General features: G+C 40.2%; 12 protein-coding genes and 1 tRNA gene. 10 read left to right on the forward strand and 3 right to left on the reverse strand.

The window, feature by feature from the left end; genetic code table 11:
- The first annotated feature begins 384 nt into the window (after positions 1-384).
- The 5 genes from QZT26_RS13215 to QZT26_RS13235 all read left to right on the forward strand — a co-directional run bounded on the left by QZT26_RS13215 (position 385) and on the right by QZT26_RS13235 (position 4,141).
- Complete coding sequence (locus QZT26_RS13215) at positions 385-1,392, forward strand: radical SAM/SPASM domain-containing protein (protein WP_169704478.1); 1,008 nt, start codon at positions 385-387, stop codon at positions 1,390-1,392.
- Positions 1,393-1,537: 145 nt separating this feature from the next.
- Entirely contained in the window at positions 1,538-1,822 is a 285-nt protein-coding gene (locus QZT26_RS13220; protein ID WP_295102738.1) for a PqqD family protein, read from the forward strand.
- The gene (locus QZT26_RS13225) at positions 1,815-2,303 is read left to right on the forward strand and encodes a lasso peptide biosynthesis B2 protein (protein ID WP_099326783.1); all 489 of its coding nucleotides are present in this window, start codon (positions 1,815-1,817) and stop codon (positions 2,301-2,303) included. Before QZT26_RS13220 ends, QZT26_RS13225 begins: the two co-directional genes overlap by 8 nt.
- A gap of 32 nt (positions 2,304-2,335) precedes the next feature.
- On the forward strand, positions 2,336-3,622 hold the full coding sequence (locus tag QZT26_RS13230) for a nucleotidyltransferase family protein (protein ID WP_099326782.1): 1,287 nt from the start codon (positions 2,336-2,338) through the stop codon (positions 3,620-3,622).
- 180 nt (positions 3,623-3,802) lie between these two features.
- Complete coding sequence (locus QZT26_RS13235; RefSeq protein WP_230408023.1) at positions 3,803-4,141, forward strand: rhodanese-like domain-containing protein; 339 nt, start codon at positions 3,803-3,805, stop codon at positions 4,139-4,141.
- A 41-nt stretch (positions 4,142-4,182) separates the two neighbouring features.
- On the opposite strand, the gene QZT26_RS13240 is transcribed toward QZT26_RS13235, so the two are convergent.
- Positions 4,183-4,656, reverse strand: a complete 474-nt coding sequence (locus QZT26_RS13240) for a hypothetical protein (protein WP_157820743.1) — start codon at positions 4,654-4,656, stop codon at positions 4,183-4,185.
- 420 nt (positions 4,657-5,076) lie between these two features.
- On the opposite strand from QZT26_RS13240, the gene QZT26_RS13245 reads away from it, so the two are divergent.
- From QZT26_RS13245 to polX, 5 genes are all read left to right on the forward strand, one after another.
- Entirely contained in the window at positions 5,077-6,750 is a 1,674-nt protein-coding gene (locus tag QZT26_RS13245) for an adenylyl-sulfate reductase subunit alpha (RefSeq protein ID WP_099326780.1), read from the forward strand.
- Positions 6,750-7,067, forward strand: coding sequence for an adenylylsulfate reductase (locus QZT26_RS13250; RefSeq protein WP_099326779.1), 318 nt, complete (start codon positions 6,750-6,752; stop codon positions 7,065-7,067). Before QZT26_RS13245 ends, QZT26_RS13250 begins: the two co-directional genes overlap by 1 nt.
- A gap of 95 nt (positions 7,068-7,162) precedes the next feature.
- Positions 7,163-8,332 (forward strand): sulfate adenylyltransferase, encoded by a 1,170-nt coding sequence (gene sat, locus QZT26_RS13255; RefSeq protein WP_099326778.1) that lies wholly within the window; start codon positions 7,163-7,165, stop codon positions 8,330-8,332.
- Between the two features lie 167 nt (positions 8,333-8,499).
- Positions 8,500-8,573 (forward strand) — tRNA-Asp (locus QZT26_RS13260).
- Positions 8,574-8,983: 410 nt separating this feature from the next.
- Positions 8,984-10,720, forward strand: coding sequence for a DNA polymerase/3'-5' exonuclease PolX (gene polX, locus QZT26_RS13265; protein ID WP_099326777.1), 1,737 nt, complete (start codon positions 8,984-8,986; stop codon positions 10,718-10,720).
- Between the two features lie 203 nt (positions 10,721-10,923).
- Here polX and QZT26_RS13270 read toward each other — a convergent pair whose 3' ends face one another.
- A complete protein-coding gene (locus QZT26_RS13270; protein ID WP_099326776.1) occupies positions 10,924-11,232 on the reverse strand; it encodes a hypothetical protein in 309 nt (102 codons plus the stop codon).
- Positions 11,233-11,927: 695 nt separating this feature from the next.
- The gene (locus tag QZT26_RS13275) at positions 11,928-12,128 is read right to left on the reverse strand and encodes a hypothetical protein (RefSeq protein ID WP_099326774.1); all 201 of its coding nucleotides are present in this window, start codon (positions 12,126-12,128) and stop codon (positions 11,928-11,930) included.
- Positions 12,129-12,638: the final 510 nt, after the last annotated feature.

The raw sequence follows: 12,638 nt of genomic DNA on the forward strand, positions 1-12,638 counted from the left end.
GTTTCTCCTCTTGAATACCTTCCGATCCTCCTCATCGAGTATTCCAATATAATTATTATCACCATGTAAATCTATTCCTACGAAATATCCCATTGCTCGCTCCCTCCTTACTTTGTTATTATTTAACAATCGCCTTTCACGGTATCCTCCATTTTACCATGAAGAGTGCGCTCGGAGGTGCCTTCTATATGATTATCAGGTTTGTAACCTGAACCAAATGTTTTATACTTTCAATCCAGCCTTCTATTAGCAGAACAAATGACAAATAAATTACAGATAGGTTCAGGCTTCGTCGTGAGCCCAGCCGAACGGTTGTAAACCTGAAACCGTTGGGAATCGTGTAATATTTACGCTGAAGAGATGCTTTTATACAGTAATACTACAATGCCGGGAATATTGATAGAACTTACCAATCGCTGTAATTTAAGTTGCCATCATTGCCTTGATGGAAGGCATAGTGGTGACGGAGACCTGAAAATAGAAATCTTAGAAAGAATTCTCCGGAATGCCAGGGGGCATGGCTTTGATTACATCTCCTTTACTGGCGGAGAGCCAACGTTGCATCCCGGATTTACCGAGATGCTCACGATGGTATCAGAAGCTGGATATAACTTTGGCTTTGTAACAAATGGTTGGAATTTTACCCGAATTTATGAGAAGTTGCTCCCGCATCTTAATAGTCTTACTGGAATTACCTTTAGTTTAGAAGGTGCAAGGGAGGAAACACATGACATGCTTCGTGGAAAGGGTTCGTATCGCCGGGTGATGCAGGCAGTAAGCATTTGCGTGGTAAAAGATATTCCCTTCACCTTCAATACGGTCATTACGTCCCACAGTCGGGGTGAATTAAATGAAATAGCCATGCTTGCAGCAAAACTGGGAGGCCGGGGACTCAGGCTTGGCCATCTTATTTCAACTCCCCGAATCGTATCAGAAAATATGGACATTTCGCCGATAGAAAGAAGGCAAACAGAAACTATCATCTGTCAGCTCCAGAAAACATTTTCCATTCCTATTGTTATGGCATCGGGATACTATACGACCGAACTCTTTCCTTGCGCTTCGCTTAAAATGGAAGAGATTAACATCGACTGGCGAGGCAATGTCACCATGTGCTGTAATTTATCGGGACATGGAGAAGATGTGGGAAACGATGATATAATAGGCAATTTGAATGAGATGAGTTTTTCTGAGGCTTATGTAAGTTTGGTTGAGGCTAGTGGGAAATTTCAAAAAGAGAAGCTTGAACACTACAGCAATGGTAAATTTAGAGATTCAGATTATTTTCCCTGTTGGTTCTGTTTGAATTATTTTAAGAAGGTAGACTGGCTGAAAGAGTTTTCGGGAAACCCCTGGTCTCGCATGGTTTGGACGGAAGTGATATTTGCATAATATCAAGATTATTAAACACACTCCTAAATCCCCTCTTGAAGGGGGGACTTCTTATCTCCTCTCCTTCGCAGATAGGAAGGGATGGGAGGTCTTTCACTTCATATTGAATAATTACGAGAAATACTGAAAAGGAGGTTGATAAAAGATGCTGGAGTTAAATTATAGGGTAACGCCTGACCCTGATGTTGTTATTACTGAATTAGAGGGCAAAGAGGCCGTCCTTCTCCATCTGGGCACGAAGATGTACTTCACCTTAAATGAAACAGGACTGCGGATCTGGCAAATGCTCAGTAGCGGTCTTACGGCTGGAGAGATAAGCGAAATAATTCAAAATGAATTTGATGTTTTACCTGAAAAGGCCAGAGAAAGTGTACTGAATCTTATTCATGAACTTATCCGTGAAAAATTAGTGAAGGTTGTAGATGGGTAACAAAACTTGTGCTATTAAAAAATTCAGGACTCATTTTAGCTCCTTCGGGGAGATATGGCTTTTTACCCGAATTTTTCTCCTGATTAACGTTTTGCCTTTCCTGTTCAGATTTTTGTCCCTGCCCAGGGTTATGAAGATGCTTGCACCACGGAACTTTAGAGTTTGCCGTAACAAAGACCTGGAAAACATGAAAGATAAGATCGTAAAATTTACAGACTACATATTGAGGCATAACCTTTGGACAGACAAAAATATCTGTCTCAGGCGGTCTTTAGTTCTTTATCACTTTTTACGTAAATTGGGAATAAACGTCTTTGTTTGTTTTGGAGTGAGATATAACGGGAGGTTCTCTGATGGAGAGGCAAAAAAGAAATTGGAGGGCCATGCCTGGCTTCTTTATCATGGGGATATTTTTCTGGAAAGAAATGCAGAAGTAACTAAAACTTATACGATGACGTATTGTTTCCCTGATAAGATATAGTAAATTGGATAAAATTATCCTGGAGGCTGATAATGAACATATCACATGAAAATAGGCTCTTACTCCATTGTCTTCAGGCAAGCATCTCAGGGAATACAGGAGAGAAAATTAAGGATGTAATAAACATTCCGTTAAACTGGGAAGAGGTTTTAGCTTCTGCTTTTTGGCATGGTATCGCCCCATTACTGTATCACAACTTAAAGAATATCAGTAAGAGACATTGTATACCTCAAGAGGTCATGGCTCAGTTGAGAACGGCTTATCATGGAAATTTAGCCAGGAATATGTACCTTTATGCGGAATTAAAGAGGATTTTAGAGACATTTTGTGATAAAGGTGTGAAAGTTATTGTTCTAAAGGGCGCGACTTTAGCGAAAACTGTTTATGGCGATATTGGTTTACGGCAAATGAATGACATAGACCTTCTCGTTAAAAAAGAAGACCTTCTTTGTGCAGAGAAAATAATGTCCGGATTAGACTATCGTTTCCAGGGTGAAATGCAACCGGATTGGTACAGAGAAAATCACCAGCATATAAGTTATGTTCATTCAGATAAGAATATCCCGGTGGAGATTCACTGGCACATAGCAAGGAAGGCACACCCAGTAAGAATTCGTATTATTAATGACATTATTGAAAGGTGGTGGGAAGAGGCCAGAACGATAGAATTTTCTGGCAATAAAGTACAGATACTCAGTCCGGAGGATTTAATTACTCACCTCTGTCTACATTTTTTAAAACACCGGTTTATAAATCAAAATGGAGGTTTTAGTAGCAAAGGTGCACTTATCCAGTTGTGTGATATTTTTCAAACCCTTAAATATTATAGAGATGATATTGATTGGGTAAGGTTTAAGTCTGAAACCGAAAAATACGGAATAGATACCCTAATGTATACTACCTTTTCCATTGTAAGGGAAATCATGGGGGAGCACGATGACGTTTTTCATAATGCCCTTAGTAGCTTTAAATCAGAGGATTTAAATAAAGAATTAGTGCGGCTTATCAATAAAAGAATACTTATCAGAGAAGATACTCTTCCCGTCGTTCCCGGTAGTTTTATCAAGTCACAAATCGCGGATACATTTCAAACGAAGGTGAAGATTCTCTTTAAAGAAATATTTCCACATCCAAAAGTTCTCTCAAACAGGTTTTCAGTACCTTTGTCCTCAAAGAGGCTCTGTCTATACTATTTAATTCGTCCCTTTCGCCTCATTTTAAAATCCGGAAAGATAGTACTAATGATCCCACGAGTTAAGGAAGAGGTAATCCTTAATACATGGATAAATTCTCAAGTCTGTCCAATCGTAGATGACTAAACCAGCTCAAGGGTGGTAGTTGGGCGTTCTTTTTCTATCAACTGACAGCTATCTACTGCTATAATTTACTGAGATGTTCCAAATAAAATGCTAATCAATCACTAAACTCAGGGAAAGGCATACCGGATTTGAGAGGGTATCAATTTTTATAGATACATTATTTTAGAAATGGAGTTGATTATGAAAAAACTAGTTATGGCTTTATGTTTTTTAACTGTCGTAATTAATTGTGTAATTGGGGGGCAAGTGAACGATGTGAAGGGAATCTGGATTGACGTAAGAACTGCCGGGGAATACAAGTCGGGACATATTGAGGATGCTATAAACATTCCATATAAAGAAATTGGAAGGAAAATTGAGTCGGTTGCAAAAAACAAGGATGAAAAAATTTTCCTTTATTGCGAAAGCGGGAGGCGGTCTGGTATTGCAAAAGAGATTCTGGATAAAATGGGATATCTAAATGTAATAAATGCAGGCGGCTATGAGGAGATCAAAAAAAGGCAGAATAAAGCGGAGTGAAACTCTCGAAAGGCAATGGGAATATATCGCCTTTGGCGGGGTTAAAATAACTTGGCTACAGCAACGGCAATAGTGGTACAACCGGCTACGATTGCAAATATCTTCATAAGCAAATCTGCGTGAGAAGCCCTTATGCGAAACTCAAGGTTGACAATCTCATTACGGGTTTCCAGAAACCTGAAGTCAATTTCGTTACGAAGGTCTTTAAACTTAACGTCCACATCGCTACGGAAATCTTTAATTTTGACATCCACATCATTACGAAGAACATTAAATTTTACATCCATAGCGTTAAATTTTACATCCATATCGTTACGAAGAGCATTAAACTGGACATCCATCGCATTAAATTTGACGTCCATCTCATTAAATTTAATGTTAAGAAAATCCTTAAGGTTTTGCTGTCCGTTAACATGCGATTGTTCAAGGGTCTCTGTAAGAACTTCCGCTTGATCGTGAGTAAACCCGACAGATTCAAACTTTCGTATATTCTCTAATTCTTTCGTTATAGGCATGGGCACATTATACAAATATCATGAAACATTATCAATTTTTTATTTTACCAATCCCTTAAGGCCTTACCAGGAATAGAATTTGATAGATCACCTCTCAGGAAGGATAGAGGAGGATTTGTTCATTTATAAAGAAATATAAGTTACATAATTTCTTAACAAATCAAAAATACGAATTTACATTGATGAAGAAGGGCGTTTTCAATTTGACATATTAATAAAATATAAGTACCATTGGCACTTTGTTATTTTTTGAAAAGATGAACTCTGGAATCTTGCTTTAATTCAAGGTCTTTGTGTAAGAACAATCGAAATTACCGCTCATAAAGTAGATTAAAATATCCATAGCATATTAATTTTCCAGCTTCATTCTGATTATGTTGATGTTTCCTAAAAATGTTTTCTCCAGAAGTGTTACCATAAATGGATATTAAAAATATTGATGCAGACATATTAATTATCGGCGGAGGTGCGGCCGGCTGCTTTGCAGCAATGCAAATTTATAAAAAATCTTCCCGCTGCAAAGTGGTTATCATGGAAAAGGCACATATTGAACGCAGCGGTTGTTTGGCGATGGGGCTTAATGCTATTAATGCGTATATTCATCCGGGACAAACCCCTGAATCATACGTTGATTTTGTTGCGAGGGAGTTTGAAGGGGTTATACGGAAAGATTTAGTCCTTACCATGGCGGAAAGATTTAATGACGTGGTAAAGGAGGTGGAAGCGTTAGGGCTGCCTATTGAAAAAAATGATGACGGCTCTTACAAAAACCGGGGAACGCGCAGTATTCGCATTTTTGGCGAAAGGCTGAAGCCTATGCTTGCTGAAGCGGTGAGGAAAACGGCGGCTCAGGTGTTAAACCGCGTCGTTGCGACAAATTTTATCTATAATGGAAAACGGGTTTGTGGTGCGTTTGGTTATGACGTCAGGGGTGGTAATTTATATGTAGTTCGGGCAAAAGCCGTTATTGTTGCTACCGGAGGAGCTGCCGGGATATATAAACCTAATAATACCGGCGGCGCGAGGCATTTGATGTGGTATTGCCCATGGAATGCCGGGACGGGCTATGCAATGGGGATTCGTATTGGCGCCGAAATGACAGGTTTTGAGAACAGGTTTATCCCTTTGCGCGTAAAAGACGTAAATGCCCCTACAGGCACAATTGCGATCGGTGTTTGTTCAAAACAGGTTAATGCGCTGGGGGAAGACTATCTTGGCTGCCATTATCAGCATTTGGGCGGAAGAAAATGTTTGACTCAACACAGACTTTTTGCCACGCTTGAGGAAATGAGGGCATGCCGTGGGCCTTGTTATCTTGACACAACGCACCTGAATGAAGAAGAAGAAAGGAAACTAAAAGAAGATTATTTGAATATGAACCCTCAGATTGTTCTTATGTGGGCAAGCGAAGGAATGGAGCCGCGAAAAAAACCCGTTGAAATACGCGGTACGGAACCTTATGTTGTGGGTGGTCATTGCCAGGCGGGATATTGGATTGATACGGAAAGGAGAACTACCATTCCAGGGCTTTATGCCGCTGGCGAAGCCGCCGGTGGGGCTCCTAAAAAATATGTCAGTGGCTGTTGGGCTGAAGGCGCTATTGCGGCGCTAACGGCGCTAAAAGACATTGATAACGTCTCTTCAGAAGAAATTGACGAAAATAGTATTGAAAAGGAAAAGGCAAGGATTTTTAATTTATTAAACAGAACTAACGGGATAACACCATTGGATGTGAGAGAACGGCTTCAAAAAATCATGGATGAATATGCCGGGGGTATTTCCTTTAATTACATGTTGCATGAAAACAGATTGCTGGAAGCCCGGCAATTGCTGAAATGTTTGCACAACCATACAACGGAGTTGATGGCGGCGGATAGTTACAACCTCGTAGAAGCCTTGGAGTGTATCGATCGGATTGATGTTGCCAGGACATTGGTGGAACATCTCATTTACCGGAAGGAGACCCGATGGGCGTGTTATCAAACCAGATTGGACTATCCCCAAAAAGACGATAATCGCTGGCTTAAGTATGTAAATTCTGTCTATGACGTTGAAACAAATGAAATAAAGATGAAAGAACGGCCCTTACAATAATGAGCATTTTTATCGACAAAACCATCTGCAATGGCTGTAAAGGATTACCGGAAGCACGCTGCGAACGCATATGTCCGGGAAATCTCTGCTACCGTACGGAAAATATGAAAGCGGAAATACGCGACCAATCGGCTTGCTGGACGTGTGCTTGCTGTGTAAAGGAATGCCCCGTCCAGGCAATCGAACTGAGATTGCCGTTTCAGATTTGCAGCGAAAGCGCCTCATTAAAAGCACGGATGACTAAGGATAAAACAATCTGGACAATCTGGAATTCGCATGGGAAAAAAGAAGAATTTGTGATAAAGGTAAGGAATTAATTTTATCGCAACAATTTTAGTTCCTTATAAAAGCAGGTGCAAAGCAGGAGAAATCGCATACATTTAAACAGTTTTGAAAGGAGAAAGAGTGAACTATGGTCAAGAACATCCCTCCACATGGGGGTAAACTTATAAACCGGATAGCTTCCGCAGAAGATAGAGAAGTGTTGTTGGATAAAGCGAAAAATTACGCCATGAAAAAAATCCAACTCGATTCCCGTGAAATAACGGACCTCGATATGATTGCAGTTGGCGCAATGAGTCCGCTTGAGGGGTTCATGTGCAAAGAAGATTATGATACTGTTGTGAATAATATGCGTCTGGCAAACGGACTCCCTTGGTCTATTCCCGTGACGTTATCGGCGAGTAAGGAAGAAATTGAAGGGCTTAAGCCCGGGAATGATGTTGCCCTTATCGATAAAGCAAATGAAGTAATTGCCATATTACATTTGGAAGAGATATTCCATCATGATAAGACGAAAGAATCGCTTGAAGTGTATGGAACGGACGATAAAAAACACCCCGGTGTTGATTATGTTTACAAGATGGATGATTATCTTCTTGGCGGTAAAGTGAGTGTTGTTAACAGGGCAAAACCCGGAGACTTCCTCGCTTACAGACTCGATCCTGCCGAAACAAGGGAGTTGTTTGTAAAAAGAGGCTGGAAGAGAATTGTCGGTTTCCAGACGCGCAATCCCGTTCACAGGGCGCATGAATATATTCAAAAATGTGCTCTTGAGATTGTTGACGCCATCCTTTTGCACCCACTGGTAGGGGCGACAAAAAGCGATGATATCCCTGCAGACGTCAGGATTAAGAGCTACGAAGTTCTTTTAGAAAAATATTATCCGAAAGACCGCGCGATGTTGTCCGTCTTTCCTGCGGCAATGAGGTATGCGGGCCCGCGCGAAGCAGTTTTCCACGCGCTGTTGAGAAAAAACTATGGCTGTACGCATTTCATTGTGGGAAGGGATCATGCAGGGGTCGGGAATTATTACGGGACGTTTGACGCACATTATATATTTGATGAATTTGATGCGCATGAAATAGGAATTACTCCCCTCTTTTTTGACCATACATTTTATTGTAAAGCGTGCAATGGTATGGCGTCTTATAAGACATGTCCGCATGACTCAGCAAATCATGTCATCTTAAGCGGCACTGAGGTGCGAAGAATGTTAAGCGAGGGAGAGGCGCCTCCTCCAACCTTTACAAGGCACGAAGTTGCAAAGATATTAAGTGAATATTACCAAAGTACACGGTAACGATTAAATCAGACAAAACAAAAGGCTTGAAATTGATACAAAAACCTGCTAATATCCTTTCTGCTTATTGGGAAATAAGGCAGTATCATCTCTTGAATGCCTTTCAATAAGCAATATACAATTAGTTGAAAATACTGCAATTTTGAAAAATAAAAAACATCTTTTAAGGGGCCGTAGCTCAATTGGTTAGAGTACCAGACTGTCGATCTGGATGTTGCGGGTTCGATTCCCGTCGGCCTCGTTTTTTATTTTTTTACATGCCTAAAATCCTGACAAACCGGAACCAAACAAACATAAAATTCAACACAAATTCAAAACATCCAACAATACAAAGCTTGAAAATGAAAGATATGCTTGTTTAACATTTCAAATCATTTTGTCATTAGAATTTGTTTCGTATTTAGTAACACTTTAGTTTTTTGAAACTGTAGGGGCGAAGCATTTGCTATAAATTATCATAAATGCATTCATACTCGTACTGGCAAATGCTTCGCACCTACTGGAATTTTCAAAAAACTAAATTGTTATAGGATTTCGTATTTCACCAATAAATATTTTGCAAAAAAGCACGCACTGACGAATGGAAGTATGCAAAGAAATTACTGTTAAGGTACTAACAGAGCATTTATAGAAATATATGAGGATTTATGTGTGAAGAATCACGAAGTTGCATTACTCTTCGGAAAAATTGCTGATGTACTGGAACTGAAAGGCGAAAATACCTTTCGTATCAACTCTTACCGCAAGGCGGCAAGGGTAATAGAGGACTTAACGGAAGATATTGAAGCCCTCGCAAGGGACGATAAATTAACCAATATTCCCGGAATAGGTAAAGGCACGGCAGATAAAATTATTGAATATATTACAACGGGAAAAATGTCAAAATACGAGGAGGTTGCAAAGGGGATATCTGAAGAAACGGTCGCACTCATGCAGATACCAGGTTTAGGGCCAAAGACGGTTGCGATGCTCAATAAGGAATTGGGTATTGTGAATCTTGTTGATATAGAAAATGCAATCCGGGATGGGAAGTTGAAGGGTCTGTTCGGTATTGGAGAAAAAAAGATTGAGAATATCGTAAAAGGCATAGAATTATACAAAACAAGCCAGCAACGCATTTCCATAGGGATGGCATATCCGATAGTAAAGAGGATTATTGAACGATTAAAACAAAACCCAAAGGTTAAGGAAATACAGGCTGCCGGTTCTTTGCGAAGGATGAAGGAAACTGTTGGCGATATTGATATCCTTGCAACAGGAAATGATGGGGCAGAAATAATAAAGTCATTTGTCACCATGCCGGAAGTGACGCAGATACTTGCCTCCGGAACTACAAAGGGAAGCGTCAGACTGGAAGAGGGCGTTCAGGCGGACCTGCGAGTGGTAAATGAAGAGGAGTATGGGGCTGCCCTGCAATACTTTACCGGGTCAAAGGACCATAACGTTCATCTCCGGGAACTGGCAAAGAAAAAGGGTTATAAAATCAGTGAGTATGGCATTTTCGAGGGAGAAAAGAAATTAGGCGGAAGGCATGAATCTGATATTTACAAAATATTGGGGATGGATTGGATTCCTCCGGAATTGCGGGAAAACAGGGGGGAAATTGAAGCCGCCATTGAAAAAACACTACCCAAATTGATCGAGTATTCCGATATAAAAGGCGATCTTCATAATCATTCCAATTGGAGCGATGGGCACTGCACCTTTGAGGAGATGGCGGAACATGCGATGAAGAGGGGATATGCATATATGGTGGTATCCGATCATTCACAATCACTCCATATAGCAAACGGTTTAACTGAGGAAAGATTACTTAAGGAAATTGATGAAATAGACAAACTCAATAAAAATTTAAAAGGCTTTACATTATTGAAAGCCTCTGAGGTTGATATCAGGACGGATGGTTCCCTTGATTTTTCAGACAGAATGCTCGAAAAACTTGACGTAGTGATAGCGGCCATACATAGCGGTTTTAAACAGGAAAAAGAGAAGATTACGCAAAGAATGATTGCCGCCATACAAAACCCATTTGTCAACATTATCGCACACCCAACGGGACGCCTTATCAGCAAACGCGTTGGGTATGATGTTGATATCGAAAAAGTTCTGGATGCATGTGCGGAAACCGACACGGCGCTGGAGATTAATTGCTATTATGACCGGCTTGACCTGAATGACATATATTGTAAAAAGGCAAAAGAGAGGGGAGTGAAGATAGCTATTAGCACCGACTCCCACCACACAGATCAAATGTGGATGATGGAACTGGGAGTAGGAATTGCCAGAAGAGGTTGGCTGGAATCGCAAGATGTGATAAATACGTTTTCGCTGGAGAAATTAAAGTCCTTTTGTAAAAAGAAACGAAAGCATGGGAAACGTACTATGTAAAGGGATGCGATGAAATGAAACGAAACGAAAACATCGGATAGTATTATCCGGTAAAACCTCTTTTTTAAAATAAGTTTTTTGCCACCCCTTAATACATTCCTTCGTAAGCTGGGGAAAGAGGAGGGGGGGGATTCTGCGGTTCAAAGGCTTTATGATTGGTTTATCCCAGAGGTGTTCAATTCATGCGATACGATAAGGAGGTATTATTTCCCAGAAGGAACAGCAACCTGTTTGTTTTTCTCATAATCATCAACAACCTTTCTTTTAAATATTAAGTATTTAAATCTCTGTTCCTGATGGATCAGTACAAGTTCCCATCCCTCATCACCTGAAGCATTAAGCAATTCTTCAGGGATTCCCACAGTAGTGATACGCGCCACCTTGTATTCATATTTATCTCCTGCATATGCATCCCCGGCAAAACAATTACTCGCCTTGCTCCCTGGCATTGATAAAAAAAATACAAATGCAAGAGTCAGCAGTAACGGTAACAGGTAGTTATGCATATTCATCGTTCCGATTCCTTTCTGTAGAAAGTCTTATAAATAAAACAATGGGGGTATCCGCTTGACTCAAGTAGATACAACATATAGTATAGGTGGGTATAGAAGATTACCCACTAAAGGCTGTTAACATTGAACCAGTGAGCCAGTAAAGGGACGAAATATTCGTGGTGACCGATTACATACGTAAACCACAAGATATGGCTCTACTTGAGTCAAGCGGATACCCCCATAAAACAATTTTGGTCTAATGCATGAAGTTATGATGGGAAATAAAGAACTCTTTCAGGTATAACCTGATTGGTTCCTGTTTTTGTTTAGTACGGCTAACGTCTCGCATAAGCAACCACCACCTGTGCGTAACGCTTGCAAGAAAGGCTTGAAGCGGCAGCCTCAATAAATATTAAATCGCATAGTTATTGGTGGTTGGCTTAATGCGCTTGTTAGCCCTTTTTATTAATCATACGCTCGTACTCATCGTGAGTACCTATCCAAACCCAAATATAATCTTTACCATCTTCAACTGAAAGTGCCCTATGATTCATTCCGACTCTGGCTGACCAAAGCACTCCACCTTTTTTAAAATGAAGAGATGGATGCGAATGGTTCTTTTTGAGAAGCTCAAAATTCTTCCTAGCTCTCTTTTGAACAAGTGGTGGAAGATTCTCAAAATATTTCCAGAATCGATTTGTTGTCCGATGCATTTATAGTTCTTTAAGCTTTCCCTTCGATTTTTCTTCAAGGGCTTCCTTAATCAGGAAATCCAGCGTTCCTGCTTCTGAATCCGCTAAAATCTGATTATCCCATTTTTTCCAGTCTTTTTCCGAAAACCACTGCCTCAATTGTACATAATCATTCTCTGGAAGGGTTTCTATCGCTTCTTTGATTTTGCTTACTGTTGACATTCTGTTCTCCCCTCAAATTCAAGGTTATTGTTTTTAGTAGTATAGCACGTCACATGAATAATAGAAGTATTGTTTTTTGGGCTAACGCAGAAATCAGCGGCAGCGGTTTTTGCCGTCCGCTGTATTGAATTGTTAGGTGTTTTCTATTTGTGATCCTTGTACCTTATTAAGTTAGAAACTTTTTACCAATCACCCCTTCATAAAAAACTAACCCTACAGATTCTTCACAAACTCATCAATATCAATCTCTGCATCTCTAAGAGAGCCCCTTAGGGTATATCTATCGACTTCGTCATGAAAGGGGAAGACTATCTTCCTACCACGGCGCTGTCAAAGTTTTCCATAAGCGCATAATATACAAAGATATGTAAAAAAACGTGGACATTCCCCCTAAAATATTTTATATTATAGGGCATGAACCAGCATACAACACCAATCGATAACACACACAACGAACTACTTCATTCAATTACCGTTCGTCCTGTTTCACAAAACGACCAGGCAAATTGG

Source organism: uncultured Candidatus Kuenenia sp. (assembly GCF_900696675.1).
Lineage (GTDB): Bacteria > Planctomycetota > Brocadiia > Brocadiales > Brocadiaceae > Kuenenia > Kuenenia stuttgartiensis_A.